This window comes from Kitasatospora sp. NPDC048239, assembly GCF_043202015.1.
GTDB lineage: Bacteria > Actinomycetota > Actinomycetes > Streptomycetales > Streptomycetaceae > Kitasatospora.
Map to the genome: position 1 here is coordinate 149,024 of NZ_JBICZP010000001.1, position 16,227 is coordinate 165,250.

The window sequence follows — 16,227 nt, forward strand, 5'->3', positions numbered from 1 at the left end:
GACCTTGACCTAAGGTTCGCCCTAAGCCCGCCTCAACCCGGGCTGATGCCGACCCGGGCCCAGGCCGCCGTGACGGTGTCGGCGACGGAGGGTTCGGGGTAGCGGTCCCGGGCGGCCGCGACGGTGGCCCGGGCGAATGCGGTGAAGTCCGCGTCCGCCGGCAGCCGCCGGCCGGTCAGCGCGTCGTACCAGATCTGCCCCGCGCACTCCCAGGCCGGGCCGCCGAGGGCGGTGGCGAGCAGGTAGAAGGCGTGGTTCGGGATGCCGGAGTTGATGTGCACGCCGCCGTTGTCCGAGGCGGTGTGCACGTAGTCGCGCAGATGGGCGGGCTGCGGGTCCTTGCCGAGCCGGGGGTCGTCGTACGCGGTGCCCGGCTCCTTCATCGACCGCAGCGCCACCCCCTGCACGCCCGGTGCGAGCAGCCCGGCGCCGATCAGCCAGTCCGCGTCGGCGGCGTCCTGCCGCAGCGCGTACTGCTTGACCAGTGAGCCGAACACGTCGGAGACGGACTCGTTGAGCGCGCCGGGCTGGCCCTGGTACTCCAGGCCGGCGGTGAACTGGGTCACGCCGTGGGAGAGTTCGTGGCCGATGACGTCCACGCAGGCGGTGAAGTCGCCGAAGATCACGCCGTCCCCGTCGCCGAAGACCATCCGCCGGCCGTCCCAGAAGGCGTTGTCGTAGTGCCGGCCGTAGTGGACGGTGGCGTCCAGCCGTAGGCCCTGGTCGTCGATCGAGCGGCGCCCGTACGCCTCGGAGAACAGGGCGAAGGTCGCACCGAGGCCGTCGTAGGCGTGGTTGACCGAGTCGTCGGTACCGGGGTTCTGGCCCTCGCGGCGCACGACGCGGCCGGGCAGCCGCTCGGCGTGCCCGGCGTCCGCGATCACCCGCTCCAGCCGGGCCGGTCCGGGCGGGGGAGGGGCGGGCGCCAGGCGGGCCGCGCGGTGCACGGCGTCCAGGGCGAGTGAGCGGGCGGCGGGGGTGTGACCGTCCTCGGCGAGGCGGTCCAGGATGAACGGCGGAACGATCGCGCAGAGCGGCAGGTCTGCTGTCATGTGGCCAAGGGTGAGGCCTCGATGACGTGTTGTCACCGGCGCGGACGGAAGTGCCCGCCGTCTCAAGGGGTGGAAATGTCGCCGGGCTCACTTCGGGGGCGCGCGAGGCTGGGTTACGCTTGTGAACATCATGCGCAACGGGCTGCTCCTTCTTAGCTGCCGCGTCGAGGGCCTGTAGTCCACCAGGGCCGGCTCCCTCGCCGCGGGGACTGTGCTGTGCGCGTAGGAAACGGGCGATCCGACGAGGGGTCGCGAGCGGCAGCAGGCCGGCCAGTCGGGTGTCCACCTCCCCCCGACCAGCCCCGCACCACAGGAAGCCGAGAGTCACCTCCATGACCGAGCAGAGCTCCGCCGCGTCCATCCCCGCCGGTCGCGCCTTCGTCGACCGCGCGACCCCGATCACCGCCGCCACCGTGCGCCAGCAGCCCTCGGGCATGCGCCACGGCCGCTACCTGCCGTTCGGCACCGTCGACCTGCCGGACCGCACCTGGCCGTCGAAGGTGATCACCAAGGCGCCGCGCTGGCTCTCGACCGACCTGCGGGACGGCAACCAGGCGCTGATCGACCCGATGTCGCCGGCCCGCAAGCGCAAGATGTTCGACCTGCTGGTCGCGATGGGCTACAAGGAGATCGAGGTCGGCTTCCCGTCCTCCGGTGCCACCGACCACGCCTTCGTTCGCTCGCTGATCGAGGAGGGGGCGATCCCCGAGGACGTCACCATCTCGGTGCTGACGCAGGCCCGCGAGGAGCTGATCGAGAAGACCGTCGAGTCGCTGGTCGGCGCCCCGCGCGCGACCGTGCACCTGTACAACGCGACCGCGCCGCTGTTCCGCCGGGTGGTGTTCCGCAACGACAAGGCCGCCACCAAGGCGATCGCCACCGACGGCACCCGGCTGGTGATGGAGTACGCAGACAAGCTGCTGGGCGACGACACCGTCTTCGGCTACCAGTACTCGCCGGAGATCTTCGTCGACACCGAGCTGGACTTCGCCCTGGAGGTCTGCGAGGCGGTCATGGACGTCTGGCAGCCCGGCGAGGGCCGCGAGATCATCCTGAACCTGCCGGCCACCATCGAGCGGGCCACCCCGAACGTCCAGGCCGACCAGTTCGAGTGGATGTCGCGCAACCTGTCGCGCCGCGAGCACGTCTGCCTGTCGGTGCACCCGCACAACGACCGCGGCACCGCCGTCGCCTCCGCCGAGCTGGCGTACCTGGCGGGCGCGGACCGCATCGAGGGCTGCCTGTTCGGGCAGGGCGAGCGGACCGGCAACGTCGACCTGGTCACCCTGGGCATGAACCTGTTCTCGCAGGGCGTCGACCCGCAGATCGACTTCTCGGACATCGACGAGGTCCGCCGCACCGCCGAGTACTGCAACCAGATGGAGGTGCACCCGCGCCACCCGTACGCCGGCGACCTGGTGTACACCTCCTTCTCCGGCTCGCACCAGGACGCCATCAAGAAGGGCTTCGACGCCCTGGAGGCGGACGCCGCGGCGGCCGGCGTGCCGGTCGGGGAGCACGTCTGGGGCGTGCCGTACCTGCCGATCGACCCGAAGGACGTCGGCCGCAGCTACGAGGCGGTCATCCGGGTCAACAGCCAGTCCGGCAAGGGCGGCGTCGCGTACGTCCTGAAGAACGACCACAAGCTGGACCTGCCGCGCCGGATGCAGATCGAGTTCTCCCGGATCATCCAGGCCAAGACCGACGCCGAGGGCGGCGAGGTCACCCCGGCCGCCATCTGGGCGGTGTTCCAGGATGAGTACCTGCCGACCATCGACAACCCGTGGGGCCGGATCGCGCTGAGCGGCTCGCGCAGCCTGACCACCGAGGACGGCCGGGACGCGCTGACCGCCGAGGCGCTGGTCGACGGCGCGCCCGTCACCCTGACCGGCTCCGGCAACGGCCCGGTGTCCGCCTTCGCCGACGCGCTGGCGCAGATCGGCGTGGACGTACGGGTGCTGGACTACGCCGAGCACGCGCTGAGCGAGGGCGGCGACGCCCAGGCCGCCGCGTACGTCGAGTGCGCCGTGGACGGCAAGGTGCTGTGGGGCGTGGGCATCGACGGCAACACCGTGCTGGCCTCGCTGAAGGCGATGATCAGCGCCGTCAACCGCTCGCAGCGCGGGTAGTTCGTACGGGTGAGTGTCGGCGGGCCGTCCCCTGGGGCGGCCCGCCGTCGTTTCCGGCGGCCAGGGGCGGGCCGCTGTGTCCTGCGCCACATTTTTTCGGATCGGAAGCCGTTGGGGGTACTGACACGTGCCGGTAACCGTGGCAACATCGATCCACCGGAAAACCGGGTCGGTGGGACGGCCGCGGAGTCCGGTCGCGTGACCTGCCCATTGTTGTGCAGGCCGCCTGCCATGTCTGGGGAGTGGCGCCGTGACAGGGTTGTGGGGTGTTCGCCCGCGGTGGCGGACTGACGTTCTCGGCGACTTCTTCTGCCCAGGCTGCGGCGGGGACCGCAACTACCGCCGGCAGCACGGCCGGCGGTGGCTGCGGCTTCTCGGTACCCCGGTCCTCCCGCTCGGCCCGGTCATCGGGAGCGTGCAGTGCACCTCCTGCCACGGCCGCTACGGCGTGGAGAGCCTGGAGCAGCCGACCTGCGTCCGCCTGGCCGGGATGCTGCGCGACGCCCAGTACACCATCGCCCTCGCGCTGCTGGCGGCCGGCGGCACCGCGCACCGGGCGGCCCGCGAGGCGGCCTGCGGCTCCGTCCGGGAGGCCGGCTTCGAGGACTGCGGCGAGGCCCAGGTGCTGGCCGCGCTCGCCGCGCTCTCCGGCCTCGGCGGGGAGCTCTACGACGCCCACGGGATGGCCGGAGGCCTGGCCGTGGAGCTGCACGCGGTGCTCGAACCGCTCGCCCCGCACCTGGCCCACCAGGGCCGGGAGCGGCTGCTGCTGCAGGGGGCCGCGATCGCCCTGGCCGACGGCCGCTACCTCCCGCAGGAGCGCGAGGCGCTGGTCGCCGTCGGGCGCTGTCTGGACCTGCCGCAGGCGCGGGTCGGGGCGCTGCTGGAGGCGGCCACCCGCGCCTCGCGCTGACCCCGCCGCCCGGCTCCCCGCCGCCCGGCTCCCCGCCGCCCGGCTCCCCGCCGCCCGGCTCCCGCCGCGCTGGTCCGATTCCGCAGACCCCCACATACCGGGCCCGACCCTCCCCCACCTCAGCCCTCGGCCGGGAGGTGCCCCCACTTGGGCCCGCCGTGACCCGCACCGACCGGTCGTCCCCCCCTCGGCCCCGGTGCGGGCACACGGCTGCCGCCGGCCACGAGGTCCGGGTCCTGGGGGACAATGGTGGGATGTCCACACTGTTCGACGCCGGCCGCGGGGCCGCGGCATGAGTCTGTTCCGGGACGACGGCGTGGTGCTCCGGGCGCAGAAGCTCGGCGAGGCCGACCGGATCATCACCCTGCTCACCCGCCAGCACGGCAAGGTGCGCGCGGTGGCGCGCGGCGTGCGCAAGACCAAGTCCAAGTTCGGCGCCCGGCTGGAGCCGTTCTCGCACGTGGACGTGCAGTTCTTCAGCCGGGGGAGTGACCTGATCGGCCGCGGGTTGCCGCTCTGCACCCAGGTGGAGACGATCGCCCCCTACGGCGGCTCGATCGTCACCGACTACGGCCGGTACACCGCCGGGACGGCCATGCTGGAGACGGCGGAACGGTTCGCCGAGAACGAGGGCGAACCCGCCGTCCAGCAGTACCTGCTGCTGGTCGGCGGCCTGCGCACGCTGGCCGCCGGGGTGCACGAGTCGCACCTCGTGCTGGACGCCTTCCTGCTGCGCTCGCTGGCCGTCAACGGCTACGGCGCGAGCTTCACCGACTGCGCCAAGTGCGGGCTGGACGGCCCGAACCGGTTCTTCTCGCTCCAGGCGGGCGGGGTGCTGTGCGGGGACTGCCGAGTACCCGGTTGTGCCGTACCCTCCCCTGAGACACTGGTACTGCTCGGCGCGCTGCTGTCAGGGGACTGGCAGACGGCCGACAGCTGCGAGCCGAGGTACTGGCGGGAGGGCAGCGGCCTGGTCGCGGCCTATCTGCAGTGGCACCTTGAGCGGGGCATCCGCTCGATGAGATACGTGGAGAAGTGAGCACATGGCAGCGCGACGGCTCTTCGGCGGCGGCAAGCAAAGGGAGTACCTCCCTCCGACCCCGCACCCCAGCGGTGCCACGCCGCCGAAGCTCCCCGGCGAGCTCGTCCCCGAGCACGTGGCGATCGTCATGGACGGCAACGGCCGCTGGGCCAAGGAGCGCGGTCTGCCGCGCACCGAGGGCCACAAGGTCGGCGAGTCCGTGGTGCTGGACGTCCTCAAGGGCGCGATCGAGCTCGGCGTGAAGAACATCTCGCTGTACGCGTTCTCCACCGAGAACTGGAAGCGCTCGCCCGACGAGGTGAAGTTCCTGATGAACTTCAACCGGGACGTCATCCGCCGCCGCCGCGACGAGATGGACGCGATGGGCGTGCGGATCCGCTGGGCCGGCCGGATGCCCAAGCTGTGGAAGAGCGTCGTCCAGGAGCTCCAGGTCGCCGAGGAGCAGACCAAGGACAACGACGCCGTCACGCTCTACATGTGCGTCAACTACGGCGGCCGGGCCGAGATCGCGGACGCCATGGCGGCGATGGCGGCCGATGTGGCGGCCGGCCGGCTGGACCCGAAGAAGGTCAACGAGAAGACCATCGCCAAGTACCTGTACCACCCGGACATGCCGGACGTGGACCTCTTCCTGCGCCCCAGCGGCGAGCAGCGCACCTCCAACTTCCTGCTCTGGCAGTCCGCGTACGCCGAGTTCGTGTTCCAGGACGTGCTCTGGCCGGACTTCGACCGCCGGGACCTGTGGCGCGCCTGCGAGCAGTACGCGATGCGCGACCGGCGCTTCGGCGGGGCGATCCCGAACGAGGTGCCGCTGGCCACCGAGCTGCCCGCCCAGCGCTGAGGCCGGTACCGCTGACACCGGTACGCCGAGGGGCCCGTGGGAGACGATCCCACGGGCCCCTCGGCGTCCGGGTCAGGCCTTGGCGGCGCACTCCGAGCAGGTGCCGAAGATCTCCAGGGTGTGCGCGATGTCGGTGAACCCGTGCTCGGCGGCGACCGAGTTGGCCCACCGCTCCACGGCCGGACCCTCGACCTCGACGGTGGCACCGCAGAGCCGGCAGACCAGGTGGTGGTGGTGTCCGCTGCTGCACCGGCGGTAGACGGCCTCGCCGTCGGCGGTGCGCAGCACGTCGACCTCGCCGGCGTCGGCGAGCGACTGCAGAGTGCGGTAGACCGTTGTCAGGCCGACCGAGTCACCCCGGTGCTTGAGCATGTCGTGGAGCTCCTGCGCGCTGCGGAAGTCCTCGATCTCGTCCAGGGCCGCCGAGACGGCGGCACGCTGCCGGGTCGAGCGGGCGCGCGGCGACGGGCCTGCGGTGGTCACCGTGGGTCCTCCTGGGGGTGTGGGCGTCTCGCACCTCATTGTGCCAGCCCCGCCCTCCGGCCCGGGTCGGTCTCGTCGGAGGTACCGGGCGCGGGCAGTTGGACGTCGCAGACCACCGGTCCGGCATCGGCCGTCCGCCGGTGCCGGCGGCGGGCCAGCGGGGCGGCGATCACGCTGAACACCGCGAACACGGCGATGGCGAGCAGCACGATGGCCGGGCCGGAGGGGACGTCCGTCTGGTAGGAGCCGGCCACGCCGGCCAGCGAGACCACCACGCCGAGCGCGATGGCGCCGACCTGGGTGGCGGCGAAGGAACGGGTGAGCTGCTGGGCGGCCACCACCGGCACCACCATCAGGGCGCTGACCAGCAGCAGTCCGACCACCCGCATGGCGACGGTGACGGTGACGGCGGCCATCACGGCGAGCAGCAGGTTGAGCAGGCGCACCGGCAGGCCGGTGACGCGGGCGAAGTCCTCGTCCTGGCAGATCGCGAAGAGCTGGCGGCGCAGGCCCACGGTGACGGCGATGACCACCGCGCCGAGCGCGGCGATGGTGGCGAGGTCCCCGGGGGAGACGGTCAGGATGGAGCCCCAGAGGTAGCTCTCCAGGGAGCCGGCGCCGGCCTGGGCGGACTTCGAGACCAGCAGCTTGCCGCAGGCCATACCGCCGTAGAAGAGCATCGCGAGGGCGATGTCGCCGCGCTGGTTGCCGCGCGAGCGGACCAGCTCCATGGTGATGGCGCCGAGCACGCAGACCAGTACGGCCATCCAGACCGGGCTGGTCTGGAAGATGAAGCCGAGGCCGACGCCGGTCATCGCGATGTGGCCCATGCCGTCGCCCATCAGCGCCTGGCGCCGCTGCACCAGGTAGATGCCGACGGCGGGCGCGGTGATGCCGACCAGCACGGCGGCGAGCAGGGCGCGCTGCATGAAGTCGTAGGAGAGCATCTCGGTCATGCGAGCAGCCTCGGCGGGGTGTGGTCGGCGTGCGGGTGGACGTGGTCGTGGCCGGGCAGGGCGTGCAGTCCGGCGCCCGGGACGGGCGGGCCGTCGTGGGCGACGCAGCCGTCGCGCAGCACCACCGCGCGGTCGATCAGCGGCTCCAGCGGCCCGAGTTCGTGCAGGACCAGCAGGACGGCGGCGCCGCGGGCCACCTCGGTGCGCAGGGTGTCGGCGAGCACCTGCTGGCTGGCGGAGTCCACGCCGGCCATCGGCTCGTCCATGATCAGCAGGTCGGGGGAGCCGACCAGGGCGCGGGCGATCAGCACCCGCTGCTGCTGTCCGCCGGAGAGGTCGGCGACGCCGTCGCCGGCCCGGTCCAGCATGCCGACGGCGGCCAGGGCCCGGTCCACCGCCGTGCGGTCCTTGCGGCGGAACGGCAGCAGTCCGTGCTGCGGCAGGCGCCCGGTGGAGACCACCTCGCGGACGGTGGCCGGGACGCCGGAGGCGGCGGTGGTGCGCTGCGGCACGTACCCGATCCGGTGCCAGGCGCGGAACCTGGCGAACGGTGTGCCGAACAGCTCCAGGCTGCCGCGCTCCAGCGGGACGGTACCGATCACGGCCTTGACGGTGGTGGACTTGCCGGAGCCGTTGGCGCCGAGCAGGGCCACCACCTCTCCGGGCTGGACGGTGAGGTCGACGCCGCGCAGCACCGGCCGGCCGCCGCGGGAGGCGACGGCGTTGCCAAGGCGGACGGCCGGGGGTATCGGAAGGGTCATCGGTGCTGTCGTCCCGTCAGCTGGTGGCGCCGAGCGCGGCCTGCAGGTTGGCCAGGTTCTGCTTCATGATCGTCAGGTAGTCGTTCCTGGCCGGCTCCTTGACGCCCTCCAGCGGGTCCAGGACGGCGGTCTTGAGGCCGAGGTCCTTCGCCACGGTGTCGGCGAGCTTGGGGCTGACCAGGGTCTCGAAGAAGACGGTGGTGGCGCCGTTCTCCTTGGCGGCCTTCTGCACCTCGGCCAGCCGGGCCGGGGTGGGCTCGGACTCCGGGTCGACGCCGTTGATGGCGACCTGGGTGAGGCCGTAGTGCTCGGCGAGGTAGCCGAAGGCGGCGTGGCTGGTGACGAAGGTCCTGGTCCTGGCGTTCTTCAGGCCGTCCCGGAACTCCTGGTCCAGGCCGGTGAGCTTGCCGACCAGCTCGTCGGTGTTCTTCCGGTAGTCGTCCGCGTGCTCCGGGTCGGCCTTGGCGAACTCGGCGCCGACGCTCCTGGCGACCGCCGCGTAGCGGGTCGGGTCGAGCCAGATGTGCGGGTCGCCGGCGGGGCCCTCGTGCTGGTGGCCGTCGCCCTCCTCGGCGCCCTCGGCGAGGTGGTGGTCGACCAGCGGGCTGGCGGCGGTGGCGTCGACCACGTGCTTGGCGCCGGAGTCGGCGACCGCCTTGTCCACGGTGGGCTGCAGGCCCTTGAGGTAGAGCACGGCGTCGGCCTTGTGGAGGCTCGCGACCTGCTTGGCGGTGAGCTCCAGGTCGTGCGGCTCGACGCCGGCGGCGGTCAGGTCGACGATCTTGACGTGCTCGCCGCCGATCTGTGAGGCGAGGTACTCCATCGGGTAGAAGGAGGCGACGACGTCCAGCTTGCCGTCCGTGCCCTGGGCGCTGCTGTCCCCGCCGCAGGCGGTGAGGAGGGCGGCGGCTGCGGCGGTCGCGGTCAGGGCTATGGCGGTGCGGGCGGGTCGTCGGATCATCATGACAACCATTCTCAGGTTAGATGGAAATGATTGTCAAATCACTCGGACGGGTGAGCGGAGGGGTGGGTGGACGGGCGAGCGATACCGATTTGAACCTCGTACCCGTCTGGCCGGTAACCTGAGGTATTCGGGTACGCGCAACCAGCCGTGCCCTGACCGTGCCGTCGTACTGAAGAGAGCACTGTGGCCGCCGACAAGATCGACACGATCGTCAGCCTGAGCAAGCGCCGTGGCTTCGTCTACCCCTGCAGCGAGATCTATGGCGGCACCCGTGCCGCCTGGGACTACGGGCCACTGGGTGTCGAGCTCAAGGAGAACATCAAGCGCCAGTGGTGGCGCGCGATGGTCCAGGCTCGGGAGGACGTCGTCGGACTCGACTCGTCGGTGATCCTGGCCCGCGAGGTCTGGGAGGCCTCCGGCCACGTCGCCACCTTCAACGACCCGCTGACCGAGTGCCTCTCCTGCCACAAGCGCCACCGGGCCGACCACCTGGAGGAGAAGTACGAGGCCAAGCACGGCTACCCGCCGGCCAACGGCCTCAAGGACGTCAACTGCCCCGACTGCGGCACCAAGGGCTCCTTCACCGAGCCCAAGGAGTTCTCGGGCATGCTGAAGACCCACCTCGGTGTCACCGAGGAGGCCGGCGGCCTGGCGTACCTGCGCCCGGAGACGGCCCAGGGCATCTTCACCAACTTCAAGGCCGTGCAGACGACCTCGCGCAAGAAGCCGCCGTTCGGCATCGCCCAGACCGGCAAGAGCTTCCGCAACGAGATCACCCCGGGCAACTTCATCTTCCGGACCCGCGAGTTCGAGCAGATGGAGATGGAGTTCTTCGTCAAGCCGGGCGAGGACGAGCAGTGGCACGACTACTGGCTCCAGCAGCGCTGGGACTGGTACGTCGACCTCGGCCTGCGGACCGAGAACATGCGCTTCTTCGAGCACCCGAAGGAGAAGCTCTCCCACTACGCCAAGCGCACCGTGGACATCGAGTACCGCTTCAACTTCGGCGGCCAGGAGTTCTCGGAGCTGGAGGGCGTCGCCAACCGCACCGACTACGACCTGACGGTGCACAGCGAGGCCTCCGGCCAGGACCTCAAGTACTTCGACCAGGAGTCCGGCGAGCGGTACTTCCCGTTCGTCATCGAGCCGGCGGCGGGCCTCAACCGCGCCATGCTGGCCTTCCTGATCGACGCCTACTTCGAGGACGAGGCCCCGAACGCCAAGGGCGTCATGGAGAAGCGCGTCGGCATGCGGCTCGACCCGCGCCTGGCCCCGGTCAAGGTCGCGGTGCTGCCGCTGTCGCGCAACGCCGACCTCTCGCCGAAGGCCCGCGGCCTCGCCGCCGACCTGCGCACCGCGTGGAACGTCGAGTTCGACGACGCCGGTGCGATCGGCAAGCGCTACCGTCGCCAGGACGAGATCGGCACGCCGTTCTGCGTCACCGTCGACTTCGACACCCTTGAGGACAACGCCGTGACGGTGCGCGACCGCGACACCATGTCGCAGGAGCGCGTCTCGCTGGACCAGGTGAAGTCCTACCTGGCGGCGCGTCTGATCGGCTGCTGACCAGTCGGCTGCCCAGGAGCCCCCGTTCGCCTTCGGGCGGGCGGGGGCTCCTGCCGTGCTAGGCCCTGTCCTGGCGGCGGCCCCAGCGGGAGCGCGCCGGGGCGGTCGGGGTGGTGGGCAGCCCGGCCGTGCGCAGGGCGGCGAGGGTGGTGCGGTGGCGGCCCTCGTCGGCGGTGAGCGCGGTCAGCAGCTCGTCGTACAGCTCCGGCCGGCCGTCCAGTGCGGCGGCGAGCCGGACCAGTTCGGCGGGCGGGCGGAGCGCCGCGAGCTCGTGCAGCAGGACGGCGGGCAGTGGCGGGGCCAGTGTGGTCGCCAGCGCGGTGAGGTCGGCGGTGGGCCGGCCCGCGGCCTGGCGCAGCAGCGTCCGGGCGTCGGCGGTCCGGCCGGCCCGCTGGAGCGCGGCGGCCAGGTCGGCGATCTCGGCGGTGGGCGCGGAGCCCCACTCCCAGAGCAGGGTGGCGCCGTCGGCGTGCTGCCCGGTGCGTTCCAGGGCGGCGAGCAGCCCGGGCAGGGCGGCGGCCGGGTAGGACCAGAGGGTGTGGAACAGTTCGGCGGCCTCCTCGGCGGACCCGGCCTGGCGCAGCTCGGCGAGGGTGGCGGCGGCCTGGTCCGGGGAGCCCTGGGCGACGGCCCGGGCCAGCTGGACGGAGGTGCCGACCGGTCCGCTCCGGGCGAGCAGTGCGGCCAGCCGGGCGGTGTCCGGCGGGGCCAGCAGAACGGCGGCCTGCTCGATCAGGGCGGTCGGCTCCCGGGTGGCGCCCTGGCGGTGCAGGGTGGTGATCCGCTCGGCGAGGGCGAGGAGTTCGGCGGGGGAGCGGCGCCGGGGCGGCTCGGGTGCGGGCGGCGGTGGCGGCGGCGCCTGCGGTGTCCGGGCTTTGGACGACCGGGCTTTGGGCGCCCCGGTGGGGGCCGGTCCGTCGGGCTCGGCGGCGGGTGGGCGCGCCGGGCCGAAGCGGGCCCCGGTGGCCGGTGCCGGTGCCGTCGGCTGCGGTGCCGGGGGAGCCGGGGAGGCTGGGGGAGCTGGAGGCGTTGAGGGGGCGTGCGCCTCACTGTACGCGCCCCCGAAGCGGGCTCCGGTGGGTTGCTGAGGGATCGCCCGGCGGGGCGCCGGCTGCCTGAGCCGGATTTCCAAGTCCTTGAGCTGCTCGCTCAGTTCGATGCAGCGCTCGCCCAGGCCCTCGCGCAGCGTCCGGGCCTGGGCGAGCTGGCGCAGCACCTCACCGTCCGGGAGCTGCTGGTCGGGCGCGGTCCGGACGGCCTCGGCGAGCCGTCGTTCGCGCTGGCCCGCGTACTGCCTGGCCCGCAGTAACTCGTCCAGCTCGGCCCTGAGTTCGAGCGCGTCCTGCTCCGTTTCCGCTGTCTGTCGCGCCGGTTGTGCTGCCTGCCTGATCCGCACGGTGATCGCCCCGCCCTGTCATCTCGACCCTGACTGCGGGACATCCTGGCGTTGCGATACGGCGACTGCGTTACGGCAGTGCGTCCAGTGGTTTGCGACTGGCGTCCTGGCGCGCACAGGCGGTGATCGCGGCGGACAGGGCGCCGGTCGCCGCGCACCCGCCCGCGCACCCGCCCGTGCACCCGCCCGTGCACCCGCCCGTGCACCCGCCCGTGCGCCGGTCCGCGTCCCCGGCGGCGTCCGGCGGCGGGGCGACCGGGCTCACCGGGCCAGCCGGGCCCGGGCCTCCATGAGCGCGAAGCCCAGCAGGTTCTCCCCGCGCCACTGCCCGGGGCGCCGCGCCCGCTCGTCGTGTGCCGCCAGGCCGATGCCCCAGACCTTGTCCAGCGGGCTGGCCTCGACCAGCACCCGGCCGCCCGTCCGCAGCAGGTACGCGCGCAGCGCCTGGTCCTGCCCGAACTTGGCCACGTTGCCCTCGACCACCAGCTCGAACCGCTTGGCCGTCCAGACCCGTTCGTCGAAGCCCTGGACCAGCCGCCCGAGCTTCTTCGCCTCGGCCGGCGTGCGCGCCGCGAGGATCCGCGGCACGATCTCGTCGTCGCCGAAGAGCCGGGCCTTCCCGGCCATCATCCAGTGCTCGGCCGTCGCGTACTCGACGCCGTCCACCGTGAACGCCCCGGGCCACCACTGGCTCAGGGTGCCGGGCCCGGGGGAGCCGTCCGGTTGCGGCCGATGGCCCCAGAACAGTAGCCACCTGGGCTCCGCGCCGGACTCCACCAGCGCCGTCAGTGCCGTTCGGTCACGGGCCTCCAGTACGGTCCCCGGCTGCATCTTCGTCATATCGTCATTCTGACCCAAAGGCGGCCGGGCGGGCCAGCGGATTTGCCCGGCCACCAGGGCGGGGTGCTCCGGGGCCGGCCGGGCCCCGGAGCGGTAAGGGGGTGTCAGTCCCCGGTGTTGGTGGCCCACAGCGGCTGGTTGTTGCCGTTGTAGACGACGACGTTGCCGTCGTCCTGGACGGCGACGTAGGCGCCCCGGTTCTGGGTGTTGGACGCCCACAGGGCGTGGTTGTTGCGGTCGTAGAGGACGAAGTTGCCGTCCTGCTGCATGACGGCGTGATCGCCGTTCGGCCAGGCGCCCGGGGCCTGCCAGGCGGCGTGGTTGTCCTTGTAGAGGACGAAGTTGCCGTCCTCCTGGACCCGCAGGATGGCGCGGCCGTTGCCCGACGTCCAGGCCTCGTTCCGGCGGATCGTGGACGTCGGGTAGAAGTGCGCGTCCGCCTGCGGCCGCATGACCGCCCGGGTGTCGGAGGCCTGGGCCGCCGACTTGGCGCCCGCGCCGGTGGGCTCGGCGTGTGCGGTGGCTCCGGCCAGGGAGCCGCCGAGGGCCAGCGCTCCCGTCACGAGCACGAGGGAGAGCTTCTTGAGGTGGTTCATCATATTTCCATTCCTGGAAGGAATTCACATGCAGGGGCGACCGTAGAACTCCCCGCTCAGGAAATTGATAAACCGTACACGAAAAGATGTGACTTCTATGATCGGATACCTGTCATTGGCCCCGAACTGCCCGTAGCAGGAGGGGAGTAGCCGTCCAGGTCCGACGTGGTGGGGCGGGATGGCCGGGGGTCTGACCCGATCCCGCGAAGGATTGGCGCCTCCGGTCGAAATCCGATTCGGGAGGCGCTTCCTTTCCCGCTCACCCGATCGGTTCGGCCGCCGAGGACGGCCGCGCGGAGGCGCCCGACCGCTCGGCGAGGAAGGCCTCCCAGGTGCGGTGGCCCACCTCGGCGCCCTGGAGCGTCAGGTTGTCGCCGGCGCGGTAGGCGCGGCCGACCTTGCCGGGAACGCGGACCGGCAGCAGCGGGCGGCGCCTGCCCTGGGACCGGAGGTAGCCGCGGACCAGTTCGCCCAGCCCGTACACCTTCGGTCCGGCGAGGTCGGGCACCAGCCCGGCCGGACGGTCGAGGGCGAGCTCCACCAGCCGGGCCGCCACGTCGCGCGAGTCGACCGGCTGCCACCGCAGTCCGCCCGGCGAGGGGACGACCGGCAGCCTGGCCATCGCGGCGGCGGTCTTCAGCGCGAGGTCGTGGAACTGGGCGGCCCGCAGGGTGGTCCACGGAATGCCGGAGTCGGCCACCGCCTGCTCGGCGCCGTGCTTGGAGCGGAAGTAGCCCAGCGGAAGCCGGTCCGCACCGATGACCGAGATGTACACCAGGTGCCGCACCCCGGCCTGCCGGGCGGCCCGCACCAGGTGCGCGGTCGCCTGGTCGTCGCCCTTGGCGCCGCCCGCGAGGTGCAGCACGGTCTCGACGCCGTCCACCGCGGCCTCGACACCCTCGTCCTTGAGCAGGTCGCCGACCACGTACCGGACACCGTCCCCGGCGGCGTGGCCGTGCCGGCTGAGCACCCGCACCTCGCGGCCGGCCGCCCGCAGCAGCGGCACGATGTGGCGGCCGAGCGTGCCGGTTCCGCCGGTTACCAGGATGGGGGAGGTCATGGTCGTCTCCGATTCGCTCGCGGGAGTTGATCTTCCGGTGGTATCCGTTGTGGTTCTGCAGCTATGACCCCGAGCGGCGAAGGAATGTGACACGTGGACGCCGAAAAGCTTCTGACCGAACGCTTCGAGGAGCACCGGCCGCACCTGCGCGCCGTCTCCTACCGGATGCTCGGCTCGCTCAGCGAGGCCGAGGACGCCGTCCAGGAGGCCTGGTTGCGCCTGGAGCGCACCGACACCAGCGACGTCGAGAACCTCGGAGGCTGGCTCACCACGGTGGTGACACGGCTGTGCCTGAACCAGCTGCGCGCGCGTGAACAGCGGCGGGAGGACCCGCTGGAGATCCGGATGCCCGATCCGGTGATCGGCCGCGAGGGCGTGGTCGACCCCGAACAGGAGGTGCTGCTGGCGGACTCGGTCGGGCTCGCGCTGCTGGTCGTGATGGAGTCGCTGAGCCCGGCCGAGCGGATCGCCTTCGTCCTGCACGACATGTTCGCGGTGCCCTTCGACGAGATCGCCCCGGTGATCGAGAAGACCACCGCCGCGACGCGTCAGCTGGCGAGCCGCGCCCGGCGACGGGTCCAGGGGCAGGCGCCGGCGCCCGACCCGGACCGGTCCCGCCAACGGGCGGCGGTCGACGCCTTCTTCGCCGCCTCGCGCGAGGGCGACTTCGAGGCGCTCGTCGCCGTGCTCGACCCCGACGTGGTGCTGCGCGCCGACGGCGCGGCCGGCCGGGCCCGCGGTTCCGTCGTGCTCAACGGCGCCCGGACGGTGGCCAGTCAGGCGGTCACCTACCGCAGCCTCGCCCCGTTCGTCCGCCCGGCGCTCGTCAACGGGGCGGCCGGCGTCGTGGTGGTCGTCGAGGGTCGGCCGGTCTCGGTCATGGCCTTCACCGTGCTGGACGGCCTGATCGTCGCCATCGACGTGCTGACCGACCCCGAGCGGCTGGCCGGGCTCGACCTGGGCGGCCTCGATGCCTGACGGCGCCCCGGTTAATCGGGCGCGCGTCCCGGGCGGCCCTTGTCAGGATGGCCACCGGATTCCCACCGACCACCCGACCCGAGGGGGACGACCATGGCCCGTGCCATCACCCTGATCCGCTCCGACGCCCTGTCCGACGTCGCCGAGTACGCCTACGCGGCCACCGCGCCCGCCGGGGCCCGGCTGATCTTCCTGGCCGGCGCCTGCCCGCTGAACGCGGACGGCTCCACCGCGGCCGTCGGCAGCTACCCCGGCCAGGCCGCCAAGGCCGTCGAGAACCTGCGCACCGCCCTCGCGGCGGCCGGCGCCGAACTGGAGGACGTCGTCAACACCCGCGTCCTGGTGGCCTCCACCCGCCGGCAGGACCTGGTGGCCGCCTGGAAGGTGGTCCGCGCGGCCTTCGGCGACCACGACGTGCCGAGCACCCTGATGGGCGTCACCGTCCTCGGCTACGACGACCAGCTGGTCGAGATCGAGGCCGTCGCCGCCGTCCTCGACTGACCGCACACCGGGCCCGGGGGGGGGGGGGGGGCCGTCCCCCCCCCCCCCCCCCCCGCCGCGTCCGCGGGGGTGCCGTCGGCTGTCGCCGCCCCCGGAAAAGGCGGACCCGCGGCCCCCACCGGTGGGTGGGGGACCGCGGGTGGCAGGCG

General features: G+C 72.6%; 16 protein-coding genes. 7 read left to right on the plus strand and 9 right to left on the minus strand.

What is annotated here, in order from left to right:
* Positions 1-32: 32 nt before the first annotated feature.
* Positions 33-1,052, minus strand: a complete 1,020-nt coding sequence (locus ACGFZP_RS00645; protein ID WP_392927110.1) for a M4 family metallopeptidase — start codon at positions 1,050-1,052, stop codon at positions 33-35.
* Positions 1,053-1,384: 332 nt separating this feature from the next.
* On the opposite strand from ACGFZP_RS00645, the gene leuA reads away from it, so the two are divergent.
* The 4 genes from leuA (at position 1,385) to ACGFZP_RS00665 (ending at position 5,977) form a co-directional block, all read left to right on the plus strand.
* Positions 1,385-3,181 (plus strand): 2-isopropylmalate synthase, encoded by a 1,797-nt coding sequence (leuA, locus tag ACGFZP_RS00650; RefSeq protein ID WP_392927113.1) that lies wholly within the window; start codon positions 1,385-1,387, stop codon positions 3,179-3,181.
* A gap of 415 nt (positions 3,182-3,596) precedes the next feature.
* The gene (locus ACGFZP_RS00655) at positions 3,597-4,094 is read left to right on the plus strand and encodes a TerB family tellurite resistance protein (protein WP_392927115.1); all 498 of its coding nucleotides are present in this window, start codon (positions 3,597-3,599) and stop codon (positions 4,092-4,094) included.
* A gap of 292 nt (positions 4,095-4,386) precedes the next feature.
* Positions 4,387-5,133, plus strand: a complete 747-nt coding sequence (gene recO / locus ACGFZP_RS00660) for a DNA repair protein RecO (RefSeq protein WP_392927118.1) — start codon at positions 4,387-4,389, stop codon at positions 5,131-5,133.
* Positions 5,134-5,137: 4 nt separating this feature from the next.
* On the plus strand, positions 5,138-5,977 hold the full coding sequence (locus ACGFZP_RS00665; RefSeq protein ID WP_392927121.1) for an isoprenyl transferase: 840 nt from the start codon (positions 5,138-5,140) through the stop codon (positions 5,975-5,977).
* A gap of 72 nt (positions 5,978-6,049) precedes the next feature.
* Here ACGFZP_RS00665 and ACGFZP_RS00670 read toward each other — a convergent pair whose 3' ends face one another.
* The 4 genes from ACGFZP_RS00670 to ACGFZP_RS00685 are packed head-to-tail and all read right to left on the minus strand — an operon-like array spanning position 6,050 to position 9,141.
* Positions 6,050-6,460, minus strand: a complete 411-nt coding sequence (locus tag ACGFZP_RS00670; protein WP_392927124.1) for a Fur family transcriptional regulator — start codon at positions 6,458-6,460, stop codon at positions 6,050-6,052.
* Between the two features lie 35 nt (positions 6,461-6,495).
* A complete protein-coding gene (locus ACGFZP_RS00675) occupies positions 6,496-7,416 on the minus strand; it encodes a metal ABC transporter permease (RefSeq protein ID WP_392927127.1) in 921 nt (306 codons plus the stop codon).
* Positions 7,413-8,177, minus strand: a complete 765-nt coding sequence (locus ACGFZP_RS00680; RefSeq protein ID WP_392927130.1) for a metal ABC transporter ATP-binding protein — start codon at positions 8,175-8,177, stop codon at positions 7,413-7,415. Before ACGFZP_RS00680 ends, ACGFZP_RS00675 begins: the two co-directional genes overlap by 4 nt.
* 16 nt (positions 8,178-8,193) lie before the next feature.
* A complete protein-coding gene (locus ACGFZP_RS00685; protein ID WP_392927133.1) occupies positions 8,194-9,141 on the minus strand; it encodes a metal ABC transporter substrate-binding protein in 948 nt (315 codons plus the stop codon).
* A gap of 183 nt (positions 9,142-9,324) precedes the next feature.
* Between ACGFZP_RS00685 and ACGFZP_RS00690 the strand changes: the two genes are divergently transcribed.
* Entirely contained in the window at positions 9,325-10,707 is a 1,383-nt protein-coding gene (locus ACGFZP_RS00690) for a glycine--tRNA ligase (RefSeq protein ID WP_392927136.1), read from the plus strand.
* A 58-nt stretch (positions 10,708-10,765) separates the two neighbouring features.
* On the opposite strand, the gene ACGFZP_RS00695 is transcribed toward ACGFZP_RS00690, so the two are convergent.
* The 4 genes from ACGFZP_RS00695 to ACGFZP_RS00710 form a co-directional block, all read right to left on the minus strand.
* A complete protein-coding gene (locus ACGFZP_RS00695) occupies positions 10,766-12,103 on the minus strand; it encodes a hypothetical protein (protein ID WP_392927139.1) in 1,338 nt (445 codons plus the stop codon).
* Positions 12,104-12,364: 261 nt separating this feature from the next.
* Positions 12,365-12,943, minus strand: coding sequence for an NADAR family protein (locus tag ACGFZP_RS00700; RefSeq protein ID WP_392927142.1), 579 nt, complete (start codon positions 12,941-12,943; stop codon positions 12,365-12,367).
* Positions 12,944-13,047: 104 nt separating this feature from the next.
* Entirely contained in the window at positions 13,048-13,542 is a 495-nt protein-coding gene (locus tag ACGFZP_RS00705; protein WP_392927144.1) for a hypothetical protein, read from the minus strand.
* A gap of 256 nt (positions 13,543-13,798) precedes the next feature.
* Positions 13,799-14,599, minus strand: coding sequence for an SDR family oxidoreductase (locus tag ACGFZP_RS00710; RefSeq protein WP_392927147.1), 801 nt, complete (start codon positions 14,597-14,599; stop codon positions 13,799-13,801).
* 93 nt (positions 14,600-14,692) lie between these two features.
* Here ACGFZP_RS00710 and sigJ point away from each other — a divergent pair, with 93 nt between their 5' ends.
* Together sigJ and ACGFZP_RS00720 are read left to right on the plus strand one after the other, a co-directional pair.
* Positions 14,693-15,577: an RNA polymerase sigma factor SigJ gene (gene sigJ / locus ACGFZP_RS00715; RefSeq protein WP_392927150.1), complete on the plus strand. Its 885-nt coding sequence runs from the start codon at positions 14,693-14,695 to the stop codon at positions 15,575-15,577.
* Positions 15,578-15,670: 93 nt separating this feature from the next.
* A complete protein-coding gene (locus ACGFZP_RS00720; protein WP_392927153.1) occupies positions 15,671-16,078 on the plus strand; it encodes a RidA family protein in 408 nt (135 codons plus the stop codon).
* Positions 16,079-16,227: the final 149 nt, after the last annotated feature.